The following is a 16,514-nucleotide window of genomic DNA, read 5'->3' on the forward strand; positions in this document are numbered from 1 at the left end:
CCGTTCACGCGACGATCAGCATGATTTTGCCGATATGCGCGCTGGTGTCCATGCGCGCGTGCGCTTCATTCGCCTTCTCCAAGGGGAAGGCGCAATCGATCAGCGGCCGCACCGTGCCCGCCGAGATTAAGGGAATCACATGCTGGGTCAAGGCGTTGGCGATGGCTTCCTTGTCCGCCACCGGGCGCGCGCGCAAGGTGGAGCCGGTGTGCGTCAGGCGCTTGAGCATCAGGCGCATGAAGTCGACGTTCACCTTCGAGCCGTCCTGGAAGGCGATCTGCACGATCCGCCCCTCCACCGCCGCCGCTTCGTAATTGCGCTGGATATAGGCGCCGCCCACCACGTCGAGGATGACGTTCGCGCCCTTGCCGCCGGTGGCGCTCTTCACCTCGGCGACGAAATCCTGGGTCTTGTAGTCGATCGCGAGGTCGGCGCCGAGCTTGAGGCAGGCCGTGCACTTCTCCGGCGAGCCGGCGGTGGTGATGACGGTGGCGCCGAACGCCTTGCCGAGTTGGATCGCCGTGGTGCCGATGCCGCCGGTACCTCCGTGCACCAACAGCGTCTCGCCGCGCTTGAGGCCGGCGCGGTCGAACACATTGCTCCACACGGTGAAGAAAGTTTCCGGGAGCGCGGCGGCCTGGACCATGTCGAGGCCGTGCGGCACCGGCAAGGCGGTCGCCTCGTGGCTCAGGCAATATTGCGCATATCCGCCGCCGGTGACGAGCGCGCACACCGCATCGCCCAGCTTGAAGCGCGTCACCTCGGCGCCCAGCGCCACGACGGTGCCTGCGATCTCCAGGCCGGGAATGTCGGAGGCACCGGGAGGGGCGGGGTAGAGGCCACGCCGCTGCACCACGTCGGGGCGGTTCACGCCGGCGGCTTCGACCTTCACCAGAATTTCCCGCGCGCCCGGCACCGGCACCGGCCGTTCGCCGGGCACCAGCACCTCGGGGCCGCCGGGGCCGGTGATGTTGATGGCGGTCATGGTGGCGGGAAGCTGTGAAGAGCGTGTCATGGCGCGGTTCCGGGAGAGGGCGGCAGGCGCCCGACCGTGACGGTGCGGGACGGGAAAGGGGGCCCGGCGCGCGCGCCGGGGTTCGCCCTACTACCCCATGCCGGGCGGGGAAAAAACGGAAAGATGGACGCGCCGCGCGCGAGCAGCTTTTATCCCGCCCGACGATCCCGCGCGGGCCTGCCCGTGTTCGGGATGCTTTCGGTTCCGCCGCCGGCGTTTATCGGCCGGCAGCGCAGCAGGCGGCAGTGCAGCGGCCAGCGGTACAACGACCAGGAGTGCGCGCCATGGATGACGACCGCCTCATCGCCCCGAAACCCGCCCCGGTGCTCGCCCCGGCGGATCTCGACCGGCTCTCGGTGGACGAGATCGATGTCCGCATCGCGCAGCTACGCGAAGAGATCGACCGGCTGGAGCGCGCCAAGGCGGCCAAGATCGCCTCGCGCGATGCCGCCCATTCCGTGTTCAAGTTCTGAACCGGGCGCTTCGCCCGGGGCGAAGAGCATCAGGCGAGAAGCGCCGGGCGAGAGTGCCGAGCATCGGAACGCCAGACATGCCAAAGCCGGCTCGGATGAGCCGGCGCGAGAGCGCGGCGAAACAGGCCGCACGCGGATCTGTGAACGGCAAGACGGTGCGACCGAGCCCCGCAGGGCGCGGCGCCGCACCTTGCGCGATCAGCCCTTGAGCAGGCCGCCGAACTTGTTCTTGAAGCGGGAAACACGGCCGCCGCGGTCGAGCAGCTGCTGGGTGCCGCCGGTCCACGCCGGGTGCGTGCGCGGATCGATATCGAGCTGAAGGCTGTCGCCCTCCTTGCCGAAGGTCGATCGCGTCGTGTACTCGGTGCCGTCAGTCATCACCACCTTGATGAAATGGTAGTCGGGGTGAACGTCGCTCTTCATGGGTTGCGTCCTTCTCGCCGCGCCGAGCATTCAAGCCCGCAGCGGTATGAATTCGTTTCCTGAGGGAATGAGGCGGGTCTATAACCGAGAGCATCCGTTGACACAAGCCGACACCGCACTGGAACCCGCCGTCGATCCCTCCAAATCGGCTAAAAGCCGCCGCAGCATCGGTCCGCTGCTGGCGCTCGGCCCTTATATCCTGCGCTATCGGGCGCGGGTCTGCGGCGCGCTGATCGCATTGACGGTGGCGGCGCTCGCCACACTCGCCATGCCGATCGCGGTGCGGCGGATGATCGATTACGGCTTCGCCGCCGACCATGCCGGGCTGATCGACCGCTATTTCGCGGTGCTGATCGTCGTCGTCGCCGTGCTCGCCCTCGCCTCCGCCTCGCGCTATTACCTCGTGACCACGCTCGGCGAGCGGGTGGTGGCGGATCTGCGGGCCGCCGTGTTCGCCCGCCTCACCACGCTGGATGGCGCCTTCTTCGATACCGCGCGGGCCGGCGAGCTGACCTCGCGGCTGGTGGGAGACACCACGCAGATCAAGTCGGCGGTGGGCTCTTCCGCCTCGGTGGCGCTGCGTAATCTCGTCATGTGCATCGGCGCCGTGATCATGATGGTGGTCACCAGCCCGCGCCTGTCGGGCCTGGTGCTGATCGTCATTCCCTTGATCGTACTGCCCCTCGTCGCCTCCGGCCGCAAGGTGCGGGCGCGCTCGCGGGCGGCGCAGGACACGCTTGCGGAAGCCTCCGCTTATGCCTCGGAAGTCATCGGCGCCATGCGCGCGGTCCAGGCCTCCACCGCCGAGGGCGCGGCCCGCGCCCAGTTCGACCGGGCGGTGGAAAAATCCTTCGCGGCCGCGCGGGGCGCCACCTTGGCGCGCTCCTGGCTCACCGGGGTCATCATCTTCCTGGTGTTTTCCAGCGTCGTCGGCGTGCTCTGGGTGGGCGCCCAATCGGTGCTCAACGGCTCCATGTCGTCGGGTCAGCTCAGCCAGTTCCTGCTGTTCGCGGTGCTGGCGGCGAGCGGGCTCGGGGAATTGTCGCAGGTGTGGGGCGAGGTTTCGGCCGCATCGGGCGCCGCCGAGCGCATCGGCGAATTGCTCAAGGAAGAGCCGAAGGTGAAGGCCCCGGCCGCGCCGGTGGCGCTCGGCCGGGTCTCCGGCGCGATCCGGTTCGACCATGTGGGCTTCACCTATCCCACCCGCCCCCATGCGCCCGCGCTGCGCGATGTCTCCTTCACCATCCGCCCCGGCGAGCGGGTGGCGCTGGTGGGCCCCTCCGGCGCGGGCAAGAGCACGGTGTTCCAGCTGCTGGAGCGCTTCTATGATCCGCAGTCCGGCGCCATCCTGCTGGATGAAATCGACGTGACGCGCTGCGACCCGGTGGCGGTCCGGCTCAATCTCGCCTTGGTGCCGCAGGATGTGGCGATCTTCGCCGACACGGTGCGCGAGAACATCCGCCTTGCGCGGCCGCAGGCGAGCGATGCCGAGGTGGAAGCCGCGGGCCACGCGGCGCTGGTGGATGAATTCGTCACCCGCATGCCCGGCAGCTGGGACACGATGGTGGGCGAGCGCGGGGTGACGCTTTCCGGCGGCCAGCGCCAGCGCATCGTGATCGCCCGCGCGATCCTGCGCGCCGCGCCCATCCTGCTGCTGGACGAGGCCACCAGCGCGCTGGATGCCGAGAGCGAGACCCTGGTCCAGACCGCGCTGGAGCGCTCCATGGAGGGGCGCACCACGCTCGTCATCGCCCATCGCCTCGCGACCGTGCTTTCCGCCGACCGCATCCTGGTGATGGAGGACGGGCGGATCGTGGACGAAGGCACCCATGGCGAGCTGGTGGGCAAGGGCGGCCTTTATGCCCGCCTCGCCGCGCTTCAGTTCAACGCGGGTGCCTGAGGCGGCGCGCGTTCCGGCAGGGCGTCAATCGACCACGAGGTCGGCCACCTCAGGATGGCGCGCCGCCCACGCCACCAGGAAGGAACAGCGCAGCACCGCCTTGTGCCCATCTTCCCGGATATGCGCGAACACCCCGGCGGCAAGGCGCGAGCCGATGCCCTGGCCGTTCAGGGCCGGCGGCACTTCGGTATGGGTAAGGATCACCCGGTCGCCCTCGCGCCGGTAGGTTGCCAGCGCCAGGTCCGGGCCGATCTTCAGCTCGAAGCGGTGCTGGGCGGGATTGTCGATGACATCTGTTTCCATGCGCGATCCGATCTGCGTGCTGCGTCGCTGAAAGCATAAGGCCGAAGGCGGGCGGATCGCAGCGCCGGTGCGTCATCACTTTCCCGTTGTGCACTGCCGCGTTCGCCCGAACGCGCGGTGACCTCAGGCCGGCGGGCGCCATTCCATGTGCCAGATCGCCCGGCCGGACATGGGATTTTCCCCAGCGGAGGCGATCGCAAATCCGAGCTTCTGGTAGAAGGCGACGGCGCGCGGATTGTCCTGGTTCACTCCGAGCGCGATGCCGGCGGGCGCGCGCCGGCGGGCGGCATCCATCAGCGCCTCCGCCGCCCCCTTTCCCCAGAAGGCGGGCGCGACCGCCAATTGGTCGAGATAGCCGGTGGCCGGATCAATTGCCACGAAGCCGGCGGGAGCACCCTCATCGCCCGCGAGCGCCACATGGAGTTCGCTTCCGGCCGCGCGCAGCCCCGCCACATGCTCCAGGAACCAGGGGCGGCGGGCCTCGAAATCAATGTCCGGCATGGTCCGCGCCCAGGTTGCGACCCAGAGGTCCGCGAGCGCGGGCAGATGGGCGGGGACGAACGGCACGATGGTAAAGGGGGAAGCCATGTTGTGCCTTGGCTGAGGAGCGAGCGGCCAGTCTAGGCTCCAGACTCAATCAGGTCCACCAGATGACGATAGCGGCAAGCGTGACGGCGGCAGCGAAGTTCACGGCGAGCTTGTCGTAGCGGGTGGCGATGCGTCGAAAATCCTTGAGGCGACAGAACATGCGCTCGATGAGGTTGCGCTGCTTGTAGGCGACCGGGTCGAAGGGGTGCCGGTGTTTCCGGGTTGGATTGTTCGGAATCACCGGCATGGTGCCGCGATTTACCAGAAACTGGCGAAGCCCATTGCTGTCGTAAGCGGTATCGGCGGCACACATACGTCCCGGCGGCAGCGGTGCCAGCAGAACGGCTGCCGCCCTCACATCACCCAGTTGGCCGGCCGTTATTTCGAAGGCGATGGGGCGTCCGCAGCCGTCGACGACGGCATGGATTTTGGTGGTGCGTCCGCCGCGCGAGCGACCAACCGCTTGCGCCGCCTCCCCCCTTTTCCCCCACCTGCAGAGCGGTGAGCTTTGGCAGTCGTGCTGTCGATCATCTGCACGTCATCCGGGGTCACGACGATGAGCGCCTGAAAGAGGCGCTGCCATAATCCACGGCCGGACCAGCGATGAAACCGATTGTAGATGGTCGTCGGTGGACCGTAGAACGCGGGACAATCTTGCCAGCGGCATCCCGACTTAAGGACGTGAATGATACCGCTTAGCACCCGACGGTCATCAACACGGCGGGCACCAGGCCTATTACGCGGAAGGTGCGGTTCAATCGCGGCCCACTGCAGATCACTTAGCCAGAATTCGCCTGCCATGACCCAAGCTCCTTCGATTGGAAGTTTGAATCACGACAGGCATTCCAGCTCAAGAGCTTGATTGGGTTTTAACCCTAAAGCGTTTTCAGCAAAAGTGGATTCCGGTCTTGCGTTAAGAAAACGCGTCAAAACAAAAGCCTAGCGCGTTCCGGCGGTGGCACACGCACCGCCGGGCGGAGGAAAAGGCGGGGAGGGGTGAGGTCCAGGCGGACGAGACCTGTCCGGCGGAGGCGGCCGGCCCCTCCCCGGGCGCGCATTGTCTGCGCGCAGGGGAATTTCTGTCGCGCTCAGTCCGGCAGCACCAGGTGGCCGGCTTCGTCGAACGGGAAGAAGGGATTGTGCGCCACTTCCCATAGATGCCCGTCGGGATCGGTGAAATAGCCGCCATAGCCGCCCCAGAACACGCTCTGCCCCGCCTTCACGACCGTCCCGCCGGCCGCCTGCGCGGCCGCGAGGGTCGCATCCACCTCGCCCGGGCTGGCGACGTTGAAGGCGAGCGCGATGCCGGAAAATCCGCCCGCGCCAGTGTCCGCAAGCATCGCGTCGGCGGCGAGCGCCGGGCGCGGGAACAGGGACAACACGGCCCCGCCGGCATCGAAGAAGGCGACGCCCTGCGTGGTCCGGTCCCGCCGCGCAAGGCCGAGGGTTTCATAAAAGTCGATGGCGCGGGGAAGATCGGCCACCCCCAGCGTCACCAGATGCAGGCGAAGCTGTGGCGCGGCGCCGGGACGGTCGGCGGAGGGGGCCGCCTCCTGCGATGCCGGCGGCGTGGGGACGGTCATGGCAGGGACGCTCATGGGACAGCCTTATGCGAAGAGGGACAATTGCTCGCCCACCTGGGTGGCGCGCTTGAAATGCTCGGTGGTCAGCTTCAGCCCGCGCCCCACGAGGCCGAGCCGGCGCGCGGCGATCTCGAACCGCCGGCCGATGGTCCAGGCATAGGGCCCCTCCCCCCGGCCGCGCTTGCCGAAACCGGAGTCATAATCCTTGCCGCCGTGCATCTCGCGCACCAGCGACATGATGTGGCGCGCTTTTTCCGGGAAATGGGCGGCCAGCCATTCGCGGAACATGTCGGCGATCTCCAGCGGCAGGCGCAGCGTGACATAGCCGGCCTCGATGGCGCCGGCCGCCTTGGCGCTGTCGAGAATGCGCTCGATCTCCATGTCGTTGAGCGCGGGGATCAGCGGGGCGGCGAGCACGGCGGTGGGAATGCCGGCCTCGCTGAGCCGCCGGATGGTCTCCAGCCGCCGTGCCGGGCTCGCCGCGCGCGGCTCCATCAGGCGAGCGAGCTTGGGATCGAGGGTGGTGATCGAGATCGCCACCTTCACCAGGCCGCGCGCGGCCATCGGGGCGAGAATGTCGATGTCCCGCGCAACCAGGCCGGATTTGGTGACAATGCCCACGGGATGGCCGAAATCCCGCAGCACCTCCAGCAGCTTGCGCGTGACCTCATATTGCCGCTCGATCGGCTGGTAGGGGTCGGTATTGGTGCCCATGGCGATGGTGCGCGGCGTATAGGTGCGGTGCATCAGCTCGCGCGCGAGAAGCTCCGGCGCGTCCGGCTTGACGAACAGCTTGCTCTCGAAATCCAGCCCCGCCGACAGCCCGTGATAGGCGTGGGTGGGACGGGCGAAACAATAGATGCAGCCGTGCTCGCAGCCACGATAGGCATTGATGGAGCGGTCGAAGGCGATATCGGGGGAGGTGTTGCGGGTGATGACGGTGCGCGCGCGCTCCTCCACCACCTCGGTGCGGAACGCCGGCAGGTCCTCCAGGCTCGCCCAGCCGTCATCGAACAGGATGCGCGCGGCCGGCTCGAAGCGCCCGGCGGCGTTGGAGACCGCGCCGCGCCCCCGGCGGCGGGCTTCGCCCACCTGCGCCAGCGGGTCCACGTCCACCGCCGTCAGCATGTGGTCCGGCGCGGCCGATGCCGTAGCGGCAGAGGTATCGGGGACCGCCGCACCTTCCGCTTCGGCAAGCGCCGCGGCCAGGGCCTGGGCTTTGGCGGCGGCGCGCTGGCCGCGATCGGTGGTCAAGCGGCCAACAATCTGGTCGCTTTTGTTGCTTTTTTTTGTCGCGGAAGCGACGGAACGCTTCGCCTGGGCCCGCGCCGGCCGCGACGCGGACCCGGCGGCCGGGGCGCCGGCTGAAGCTACCGGAAGGGCAGAATCGCGCTGAGAATCCATGGTTTCATGCTACATCAGCCTATGAACAAAACAAGAACAAATGCGCGCGATGACGCTGCGTTTTTGGCCTTGAACCTTGGCGTATCTGGTATATTGTCCACCAGCGCGAGTTGCCACAGAAGCCCTTCTCCGCTAAAGGGCCAAGGCCACCGTCAGCTGAGGGGGAACGCCAATGGCCGAGCACGGCTCGATTGAATATGTGACAGCCGAGGGCAACGATTACGCCGAGCATGCCCGGACGTTTGCGCTCTTTACGCAGCTCACGAAATACGGCGCGATCACGGTCGCCGTCATTCTCGTCCTCATGTGGATTTTCCTGCTCTGAGTCACGCACTCGGACTTCGGAGACGTTTCAATGAAAATCGCTGTCCCCGTCGAGATTGATCTCGGCGAGCCGCGGGTCGCTGCGAGCCCCGATACGGTGAAGCGCCTGACCGCGCTTGGCGCCAATGTCGTGGTCGAAAGCGGCGCCGGCGTGAAATCCGGCATCCTCGACGCGGATTATGAAGCCGCCGGTGCCACCATTGCGCAGACCGCCGTCGACGCGGTGACCGATGCCGATGTGGTACTCAAGGTGCGCCGTCCGACGGAAGCCGAACTTTCGTCCTATAAGCGCGGCGCCCTGGTGTTCGCCATCATGGACCCCTACGGCAACGAGGCCGCGCTGAAGGCCATGGCCGACGCCGGCGTCGCCGCCTTCGCCATGGAGCTGATGCCCCGCATCACCCGCGCGCAGGTGATGGACGTGCTGTCCTCCCAGGCCAATCTCGCCGGCTATCGCGCCGTCATCGACGCCGCCGAGCAGTTCGGCCGCGCGCTGCCGATGATGATGACCGCCGCCGGCACGGTTCCTGCCGCCCGCGTGTTCGTCATGGGCGCCGGTGTCGCCGGCCTGCAGGCCATCGCCACCGCCCGCCGCCTCGGCGCCGTGGTGACCGCGACCGACGTGCGCCCCGCCTCCAAGGAACAGGTCGAATCCCTCGGCGCGAAATTCGTCGCCGTGGAAGACGACGAGTTCAAGCAGGCCGAGACCGCCGCCGGCTACGCCAAGCCCATGTCGGCCGAGTATCAGGCCAAGCAGGCGGCCCTGGTCGCCGAGCACATCAAGAAGCAGGACATCGTCATCACGACCGCCCTGATCCCCGGCCGCCCGGCGCCGAAGCTGATTTCGGCGGCCATGGTGGCGTCCATGAAGCCGGGTTCCGTGCTGATCGACCTCGCGGTCGAGCGCGGCGGCAATGTGGAAGGCGCCGAGCCCGGCCAGGTGGTGGACGCCAATGGCGTGAAGATCGTCGGCTATCTCAATGTCGCCGGCCGCATCGCCGCCTCCGCCTCGCTGCTGTACGCGAAGAACCTCTACGCCTTCGTCGAGACCCTGGTGGACAAACAGGCCAAGGCCCTCGCCGTGAAGTGGGACGACGAGCTCGTGAAGGCGACGCTCCTCACCCGCGACGGCGCCGTGGTTCACCCGAACTTCGCCCCCAAGGTTGAGGGAGCCGCCCAATGAACCCCATCACTGCCCAGACCGCCGCTGACGCCGCCGCCCAGGCGCGCGCCGCCGCCGAGGTGGCCCGCCAGGCCGCCGAAGCCGCCCAGATCTATGCCGATCAGGCGGCCACCGCCCTCGGCGCGGTCGCCCATGCCGCCACCGGCGGCGCCATCGACCCGTTCGTGTTCCGCCTGTCCATCTTCGTGCTGGCCGTGTTCGTCGGCTATTACGTCGTCTGGTCGGTGACGCCGGCGCTCCACACCCCGCTCATGTCGGTCACCAATGCGATCTCCTCGGTGATCGTGGTGGGCGCGCTGCTGGCAGTCGGTGTCAACACGGTCGGCGATGCCGGCCATTCTCTGTGGGCGCGCGGCTTCGGCTTCATCGCTCTCATCTTTGCATCGGTGAACATTTTCGGCGGGTTCCTCGTGACCAGCCGCATGCTCGCCATGTACCAAAAGAAGAAGTGAGGGCGGACCCATGAACGCCAATCTGGCCGCGCTTCTTTACCTGGTTGCGGGCATTCTCTTCGTGCTGGCGCTGCGGGGGCTCTCGCACCCCACCACGTCGCGTCAGGGCAATATGTTCGGCATGGTCGGCATGGCCATCGCCGTGCTCACCACGCTCGCGCTCTCGCCCCCCTCCGACATTCTCGGCTGGGTGCTGGTGATCGCCGGCATCGGCATCGGCGGCGGCATCGGCGCGGTTGTCGCCCGCCGCATCGCCATGACCGCCATGCCGCAGTTGGTTGCGGCCTTCCACTCGCTGGTGGGCCTTGCGGCGGTGCTGGTGGCGGCGGCGGCGCTCTATGCCCCGGCGGCGTTCGGCATCGGCGAGCCTGGCAACATCCATGGCGCCAGCCTGATCGAAATGACGCTGGGCGTCGCCATCGGCGCGATCACCTTCACCGGCTCGATCATCGCCTTCGCCAAGCTCAACGGCAATATGTCCGGCAAGCCGATCATGCTGCCGGGCCGGCACTTCATCAATGGCGGCCTCGCGCTGCTGCTGCTGGTGCTGATCATCGCCTTCGTGATGACCGGCTCGATCCCGCTGTTCTGGATCATCACCATCCTGTCGCTGGTGCTGGGCGGCCTGCTGATCGTGCCGATCGGCGGCGCCGACATGCCGGTGGTCGTCTCCATGCTCAACTCTTATTCGGGTTGGGCGGCGGCCGGCATCGGCTTCACGCTGGGCAATACCGCGCTCATCATCACGGGCGCCTTGGTGGGCTCCTCGGGCGCGATCCTGTCCTACATCATGTGCAAGGGCATGAACCGGTCCTTCATCTCGGTCATCCTCGGCGGCTTCGGTGGCGAAGTGGCGGCGGGTGCCAGCGGCGCGGTGGAAACCCGTCCGGTGAAGAAGGGCTCGGCGGACGACGCCGCCTACATCATGAAGAACGCCCAGAAGGTCATCATCGTGCCGGGCTACGGCATGGCGGTGGCCCAGGCCCAGCACGCCTTGCGCGAGATGGCCGACAAGCTGAAGGAAGAGGGCGTCGAGGTGAAGTACGCCATCCATCCGGTGGCGGGCCGCATGCCCGGGCACATGAACGTGCTGCTGGCGGAAGCCCAGGTGCCCTATGACGAGGTCTTCGAGCTGGAAGACATCAACAGCGAGTTCGCCCAGGCGGACGTCGCCTTCGTCATCGGCGCCAACGACGTGACCAACCCGGCCGCGAAGACCGACCCGACCTCCGCCATCTACGGCATGCCGATCCTGGATGTCGAAAAGGCCAAGACGGTGCTGTTCATCAAGCGCGGCATGGGCTCCGGCTATGCCGGCGTGGAGAATGAATTGTTCTTCCGCGACAACACCATGATGCTGTTCGGCGACGCCAAGAAGGTGACCGAGGAAATCGTCAAGAACCTCTGATCTAACCTCTGATCTCTTGCCGCGTCTCACCCTTCCGCCGCTGCGGCGCGAAGGGAGGAGACGGGACGAAAAGAAAGGCCGCCGGGGCGCAAGCCCGGCGGCCTTTTCATGTGCGGTGACGCGGTCGGCGACGGCTTCCTGCCTCTCGCGGCTTGAATTCTTCTTGCCGCTTGAATTTGTCCTGCCCCCGATTGCCCGCTCACGGGCTGCCCCGGCGGATAGCCCACGGGAATAAGCTTCCCCGGAAGCCCTCAGGCGGCCGGGGGCTCCTTCGGCGTGGTGTCGAACCGGGCTTCGCCGATCTCGTGGCCGTGGCGGGAGATGAAGCGCGCGAGCGCGAAGGCGCCGGCCACGGCCACCCCCAGAATCAGCGCCAGGAAGCCGATGTCCCCGCCGTCCTCATGGAGCTTGGCGATGGCCGCCATGCCGGTCAGCAGGATGACGCTGACGCCTCCGGTCACCGCCCAGCTGTTGGACCGTTGCGGCTGCGGCTGCGGGTCGGGCGTCGGCATTGCGGGCATCTCCTGGTCCCCATCCATATGGGCGTCCTTCCCCGCGTGCGGGAGAAAAGGATAGAATGAATGGCTCGTCCGCGATACCGCGCGGGGTCAGCGACGGCGGGCGGAACTGCGCTACGGAACTGCGCTCAGGCGGCGAAGAAGGCCACGAGGCGGGGAATGACCTTCCCCGGCGCCTCGTCCATCAGCCAATGGCCCGAGCCCTCCACCACCACGCCCTCCACATGCTCGGCCACGAGGCGGCCCTGGGCGATCAGGAATTCGCCGGAAGCCTTCTCGCCGGTGAGCACCAGCATGGGCGTGGAGAGCTTGGTTTCGGCATAGGCCGCGAAATCCGCCGCGTCGCGCTCGAACGCGCGGAACACCTCGAACCCCGCCGCCATGCCACCGGGCTGGGCATAGGCCGCGGCATAGAATTGCCGGTCGGCCTCCGAGACCGAATGGGCGGGGTCGGCCGCGAAATCATTCCAGAAATGCTCGAAATAGATACGCTCGCGCCCCTCCACGAGGGCCAGCGGCGTCTTGCCGTAGAAGTGGAAATGCCACAAATCACGCATCAGCCAGACATGCGTCCAGTCGCCGACGCCGGGAAGGAAGGCGTCCATCAGCGCGATGCGCGTCACCGCCTCGGGATATTGGGCGGCATAGGCATAGGCCACCATCAGCCCGATATCGTGGCCGACCACGCCCGCGCGGTCGATGCCGAGCGCCGTTGAGAGGGCGCGCACGTCCTGCGCCAGGGTGGTCTTGTCATATCCCGCCTCGGGCTTCGAGGAGGCGCCGAAGCCGCGCAGATCGGGCGCGATCACGCGATGCGTCTTGGCGAGTTCGGCGATCAGAGGCCGCCACATATGGCTGGTCTGCGCATAGCCGTGCAGCAGAAGCACCGGTTCGCCTTCGCCCGCCTCCAGATAATGCAGGCGCACCGCGCCAAGCTCGGCGAAGCGGCTCGCGATGTCCAATCCCGCGCCGTCTTCTCCCGGCGTCCCGGATATCCCGTGGTCCGCATTCATGTCGGCGCCCTCCCCCCGCGTGCAGGAGGAGGAACGATAGCAGGAAACGCGCCGCCGGGGCCGGCAGATGCGCGCCGTGCGCGAACGCCCGCGCTTTTGACCGCGCGGGCGCCGCGCGTCCTCAGCCTTCCTTGAAGCCGTATTCCGGCGTGCCCTGCTCGGCGCCGTAATATTTATAGGGCAGGAATTTGCCGGTCATTGTCAGCTTCACGCGGTCGCCCTTGGGATTGGCGAGGCGCTCCATGTCGATGTCGAAATCGATGGCCGACATGATGCCGTCGCCGAATTCCTCCTCGATCAGCGCCTTGAACGCCGGGCCGTTCACCATCACCATTTCATAGAAGCGATAGATCAGCGGGTCGGTGGGCGGCATGGGCGTGCCGCGATAGGGCACTTCATTCAGCATGCGCTCCTCGACCTCGGAGAGGCCGAACAGCTCCGCCGCCGCCTTGGCCAGCGGCTTCACCAGCTTCATTTGGCCCAGCAGCGCGCCCACCACCAGCATCGGCGACATGCCGCCGATTTCATCGGTGATATACTTCCAGGTCCAGCCCTTCTCGCGCTTGATGTCGAGGATCTTCTCGGTGAGTTGTTCGCGCTTCATGGGTTCTTCTCCTTGAGTCTTAGCGTCACGAGGTTTGGGATCACGCGGCCCGCTTGTCGCCGTCGGGCGAGGGCTGGGGCGCGGCGGTGGGGCGCACCACTGGGGGATGGCGGTGGTCGTATCCGGCGGGGCGCTGGTCCTTGAAGGTCTTCGAGCGCTCCACCAGGAAGTCGATGAGATGATTGCGCACCGCGTAGAAATCCGCCTGCTTGTGGATGTCGAGGCGGCGCCGCTCGCGCGGCAGCGGGTTCTGCACAATCTCGGCGATGGTGGCGTTGGGGCCGTTGGTCATCAAGACGATGCGGTCGGCGAGATAGATCGCCTCGTCCACGTCGTGGGTGATCATGAACACGGTCTGCCCGGTCTCCAGGCAGATCCGGCGCACTTCGTCCTGCAGCGTGCCGCGGGTGAGCGCGTCGAGGGCGGAGAAGGGCTCGTCCATCAACAGCATCTTGGGCTCGATGGAGAGCGCGCGGGCGATGCCGACGCGCTGCTTCATGCCGCCGGAGAGTTCGGACGGGCGCTTGTTCTCCGAGCCCTTGAGCCCGACCACCTCGATGAAGCGCATCGCATGCGCGCGCACCTGCGCCCGGCTCCAGCCCTTGTGGCGGGAGGAAACCGCATAGGCGACATTGCCGAGCACGGTCAGCCAGGGCATCAGGGCGTGGCTCTGGAAGATCACCGCGCGATCGAGCGCCGGCCCCTCGATGGCCGTTCCGTCCACCACCACCGCTCCGTCGTCCGGCTTGTCGAGCCCGGAGAGGATGTTCAGCACCGTGGTCTTGCCGCAGCCGGAATGGCCGATGATGCAGGCGAACTCGCCCTTGCTCATGGAGAACCACAGGTCCTCGAACACGGTGGTGGTGCGTCCGTCGGCCGCCTGGAAGCGGCGCGAGATGCCTTCGATGGAAACATAGCGGGGCTGGCTCATGCGCCTCACTCCGGAAAGGTGACGAGGCGGGCGACGAAGGCCAGGATCTGGTCGAGCAGCATCCCCATGACCCCGATCACCAGGATGGCGATGATCACATTGGTCAGGGAGAGGTTGTTCCACTCGTTCCAGACGAAATAGCCGATGCCGGTGCCGCCCACGAGCATCTCGGCCGCGACGATCACGAGCCAGGCGATGCCGATGGAAATCCGCATGCCGGTGAGGATGGTCGGCGCGGCGGCGGGCAGGATCACGGTGAAGGCGCGCTTGAACGGCCCCACCTCCAGCGTGCGCGCCACGTTCAACCATTCCTTGCGCACGCTGGCGACACCGAAAGCGGTGTTCAGCAGCATCGGCCACACCGAGCAGATGAAGATGACGAACACCGCCGAGGTGTCGGAATCCTTGATGGTGTAGAGCGCCAGCGGCATCCAGGCCAAGGGCGATATGGGCTTCAGCACCTGGATGAAAGGATCGAGCGCCTTGCTCATCAGCGGCGACATGCCGATGACGAAGCCGAGCGGAATGGCCACCAGCACCGCGATGCCATAGCCCAGCAGCACCCGGCCGAGGGAATAGGCGAGCTGGATGCCGACGCCCTTGTCGTTCGGCCCCCGGTCGTAGAACGGGTCGGTGAGGACGCTCCAGAGGCCCTTGCCCACGTCCACCGGGCTCGGCACCGCCGATTTGCCGGTGGTGGCGGTGAGGCCCATCAGCTTGGCATATTCCGGGTCCATGCCGGACGCCGCACCCGCCCCGGCCCCTCCGAAGCCGGCGGTACTCCCCTGCCAGACCAGCAGGAGAGCGACCAGGAGCAGCACCGAAACGAGGGCGGCGCGCAAAGTCAAAGTCGACGACATCCGCTCACGTCCGCTTGATGGCGAAGCTCTCGACATAGGCGTCGGGCTTGGCGGGATCGAACGGCTTGCCCATGACGACGATGGTCTTGGTGGGCGCCGGCGGGGTGAGGCCCATGTCCTTCATCACGGCGGCGCACTCGGTGGCGAGGAACACCTGCTTGGCGATGCCGGCATAATCCACGTCGCCCTTCACCTGGCCCCAGCGCTTCATCTGGGTGAGGATCCAGATGGCGAAGGAATCGTACGGGAAGGGCTCGAAGGTGACGCGGTTCGGGTCCTTCTTGATGTTGCCGAGGCCGTCCGCATAGGTGCCGGTGAGCACCTGTTCCAACACCACCGGGGGCGCGTTGAGATAGTTCGCGGGGGCGATGGCCTCGGCGATCTGCTTGCGGTTCTCCGGCTTCTGGGCATAGGCGCTGGCGTCGATGATGGCGCGCAGCAAGGCGGCATAGGTGTTGGGATTGGTGGTGACGAATTCCTTGCTGGCGGTGAACGAGCAGCAGGGATGACCGTCCCAGATCTCCTTCGACAGGATATGGATGAAGCCCACCCCGTCATAGACCGCGCGCTGGCACACATTGTCCGGCGCCAGGAAGCCGTCGATATTTTCCGCGCGCAGGTTGGCGACCATCTCCGGCGGCGGCACCGAGCGCAGCTGCACGTCCGCGTCGGGATCGACACCATGCTCCGCCAGATAATAGCGCAGCAAATAATTGTGCATGGAATAATCGAACGGGATCGCGAGCTTGAAGCCCTTCCAATCCTTCGGGTCGCGCTTGTCCTTGTGCTTCATCGCCAAGGTGATGCACTGGCCGTTGATGTTCTCGATCGCCGGCACGGAGAAGGGGATGGGATTGGAGCCGAGGCCCATCGAGATGGCGATGGGCATGGGCGAAAGCATGTGGGAGGCGTCGTATTCCTTGTTGATGGTCTTGTCGCGCACCACCGCCCAGCCGGCGGTCTTCACCACGTCCACGTTGAGGCCCTGCTTGGTGTAGAAGCCGAGCGGGTGCGCCATGATGATCGGGGTCGCGCAGGTGATGGGGATGAAGCCGACCTTGAGGTCCTTCTTCTCAATCGGCCCGGTGCCCTGCGCGAAGGCTTCCGTGACCATGCCCATGGGCAGGAATTGGGCAAGCGCTGCGGCGACCGTGGTGCCGCCGATGGCCTTCAGGAAGGCGCGGCGATGGGCATCCTGCGGAAACAGGGCCTGCAAAACCGTCTTTTCCACCAGGCTGCCATAGCGCGCTTCCTCCGAGGCGCGGGCCGCCGCCTCATGTTCCGCCGCGGAGCGATGCCGGCCGCAGGCGCAGCCGGAAAACAAACGGGAAAAGCGCCGGAAGGTGTCTTTGCTCGTCATGGACCGCCTCATGCTGGAAGACCGGGAAAGGGAAAGCTCTCCCCCTGACGTTAAGCAAGGCACATGCCAAAACCGGCCGCGCGAATTTTACGTTGTTTATCAATGTCCTGAAAAAACAGCTGGATTCACGATTTTTCGCGATTTATGATTTTTCGTAATTCAACTCGCGAAA

General features: G+C 66.6%; 19 protein-coding genes. 6 read left to right on the forward strand and 13 right to left on the reverse strand.

All coding sequences use genetic code 11. The features are described from left to right. Positions 1–4 precede the first annotated feature (4 nt). Positions 5–1,015 carry an NAD(P)H-quinone oxidoreductase gene (locus V5G24_RS22405; RefSeq protein WP_394083111.1) on the reverse strand — a complete coding sequence of 337 codons (1,011 nt, stop codon included), beginning with the start codon at positions 1,013–1,015 and terminating at the stop codon, positions 5–7. Positions 1,016–1,299: 284 nt separating this feature from the next. Here V5G24_RS22405 and V5G24_RS22410 point away from each other — a divergent pair, with 284 nt between their 5' ends. Then, positions 1,300–1,488, forward strand: coding sequence for a DUF1192 domain-containing protein (locus V5G24_RS22410; RefSeq protein WP_394083109.1), 189 nt, complete (start codon positions 1,300–1,302; stop codon positions 1,486–1,488). A gap of 198 nt (positions 1,489–1,686) precedes the next feature. Here V5G24_RS22410 and rpmE read toward each other — a convergent pair whose 3' ends face one another. Continuing rightward, complete coding sequence (gene rpmE / locus V5G24_RS22415; protein ID WP_348845517.1) at positions 1,687–1,911, reverse strand: 50S ribosomal protein L31; 225 nt, start codon at positions 1,909–1,911, stop codon at positions 1,687–1,689. Between the two features lie 67 nt (positions 1,912–1,978). Between rpmE and V5G24_RS22420 the strand changes: the two genes are divergently transcribed. After that, positions 1,979–3,811, forward strand: coding sequence for an ABC transporter transmembrane domain-containing protein (locus V5G24_RS22420; RefSeq protein ID WP_394083107.1), 1,833 nt, complete (start codon positions 1,979–1,981; stop codon positions 3,809–3,811). Between the two features lie 24 nt (positions 3,812–3,835). Here the strand turns inward: V5G24_RS22420 and V5G24_RS22425 are convergent, their stop codons facing one another. From V5G24_RS22425 to V5G24_RS22445, 5 genes are all read right to left on the reverse strand, one after another. Further along, positions 3,836–4,114, reverse strand: coding sequence for a GNAT family N-acetyltransferase (locus V5G24_RS22425; RefSeq protein ID WP_394083105.1), 279 nt, complete (start codon positions 4,112–4,114; stop codon positions 3,836–3,838). Positions 4,115–4,237: 123 nt separating this feature from the next. After that, positions 4,238–4,702 (reverse strand): GNAT family N-acetyltransferase, encoded by a 465-nt coding sequence (locus V5G24_RS22430; RefSeq protein ID WP_509292269.1) that lies wholly within the window; start codon positions 4,700–4,702, stop codon positions 4,238–4,240. Between the two features lie 49 nt (positions 4,703–4,751). Beyond that, positions 4,752–5,503, reverse strand: a protein-coding gene (locus V5G24_RS22435; protein ID WP_509292270.1) for an IS5 family transposase whose coding sequence is annotated in 2 segments (ribosomal slippage) — positions 4,752–5,173 and positions 5,173–5,503 — 753 coding nt in all. Because the reading frame shifts where the segments join, the coding sequence is not laid out codon by codon here. A 287-nt stretch (positions 5,504–5,790) separates the two neighbouring features. Continuing rightward, on the reverse strand, positions 5,791–6,300 hold the full coding sequence (locus V5G24_RS22440) for a VOC family protein (protein ID WP_394086195.1): 510 nt from the start codon (positions 6,298–6,300) through the stop codon (positions 5,791–5,793). Between the two features lie 9 nt (positions 6,301–6,309). After that, entirely contained in the window at positions 6,310–7,413 is a 1,104-nt protein-coding gene (locus tag V5G24_RS22445; RefSeq protein WP_394086212.1) for a PA0069 family radical SAM protein, read from the reverse strand. 448 nt (positions 7,414–7,861) lie between these two features. Here V5G24_RS22445 and V5G24_RS22450 point away from each other — a divergent pair, with 448 nt between their 5' ends. Genes V5G24_RS22450 through V5G24_RS22465 form a run of 4 tightly spaced genes read left to right on the forward strand, consistent with a single transcriptional unit; the run spans position 7,862 to position 11,056 of the window. Further along, the gene (locus tag V5G24_RS22450; protein WP_394072291.1) at positions 7,862–8,014 is read left to right on the forward strand and encodes an aa3-type cytochrome c oxidase subunit IV; all 153 of its coding nucleotides are present in this window, start codon (positions 7,862–7,864) and stop codon (positions 8,012–8,014) included. A gap of 30 nt (positions 8,015–8,044) precedes the next feature. Continuing rightward, positions 8,045–9,196, forward strand: a complete 1,152-nt coding sequence (locus tag V5G24_RS22455) for a Re/Si-specific NAD(P)(+) transhydrogenase subunit alpha (RefSeq protein WP_394086196.1) — start codon at positions 8,045–8,047, stop codon at positions 9,194–9,196. Next, complete coding sequence (locus V5G24_RS22460; protein WP_394086197.1) at positions 9,193–9,648, forward strand: proton-translocating transhydrogenase family protein; 456 nt, start codon at positions 9,193–9,195, stop codon at positions 9,646–9,648. Before V5G24_RS22455 ends, V5G24_RS22460 begins: the two co-directional genes overlap by 4 nt. 10 nt (positions 9,649–9,658) lie before the next feature. Further along, the gene (locus tag V5G24_RS22465) at positions 9,659–11,056 is read left to right on the forward strand and encodes an NAD(P)(+) transhydrogenase (Re/Si-specific) subunit beta (protein WP_394086198.1); all 1,398 of its coding nucleotides are present in this window, start codon (positions 9,659–9,661) and stop codon (positions 11,054–11,056) included. Positions 11,057–11,307: 251 nt separating this feature from the next. Here the strand turns inward: V5G24_RS22465 and V5G24_RS22470 are convergent, their stop codons facing one another. The 6 genes from V5G24_RS22470 to V5G24_RS22495 all read right to left on the reverse strand — a co-directional run bounded on the left by V5G24_RS22470 (position 11,308) and on the right by V5G24_RS22495 (position 16,342). Beyond that, positions 11,308–11,568 (reverse strand): hypothetical protein, encoded by a 261-nt coding sequence (locus V5G24_RS22470; RefSeq protein ID WP_509292271.1) that lies wholly within the window; start codon positions 11,566–11,568, stop codon positions 11,308–11,310. 134 nt (positions 11,569–11,702) lie between these two features. Next, positions 11,703–12,587: an alpha/beta fold hydrolase gene (locus tag V5G24_RS22475; RefSeq protein ID WP_394086200.1), complete on the reverse strand. Its 885-nt coding sequence runs from the start codon at positions 12,585–12,587 to the stop codon at positions 11,703–11,705. A 121-nt stretch (positions 12,588–12,708) separates the two neighbouring features. Further along, entirely contained in the window at positions 12,709–13,191 is a 483-nt protein-coding gene (gene cynS, locus V5G24_RS22480) for a cyanase (protein ID WP_394046361.1), read from the reverse strand. A gap of 40 nt (positions 13,192–13,231) precedes the next feature. Next, positions 13,232–14,122 carry an ABC transporter ATP-binding protein gene (locus V5G24_RS22485; RefSeq protein ID WP_394086201.1) on the reverse strand — a complete coding sequence of 297 codons (891 nt, stop codon included), beginning with the start codon at positions 14,120–14,122 and terminating at the stop codon, positions 13,232–13,234. Positions 14,123–14,127: 5 nt separating this feature from the next. Further along, positions 14,128–14,982, reverse strand: coding sequence for a nitrate ABC transporter permease (gene ntrB / locus V5G24_RS22490; protein WP_394086202.1), 855 nt, complete (start codon positions 14,980–14,982; stop codon positions 14,128–14,130). 4 nt (positions 14,983–14,986) lie between these two features. Continuing rightward, a complete protein-coding gene (locus V5G24_RS22495) occupies positions 14,987–16,342 on the reverse strand; it encodes a CmpA/NrtA family ABC transporter substrate-binding protein (RefSeq protein ID WP_394086203.1) in 1,356 nt (451 codons plus the stop codon). Between the last annotated feature and the right edge of the window lie 172 nt (positions 16,343–16,514).

The sequence above is a fragment of the Roseixanthobacter finlandensis genome (genome assembly GCF_043195105.2).
GTDB lineage: Bacteria > Pseudomonadota > Alphaproteobacteria > Rhizobiales > Xanthobacteraceae > NCEH01.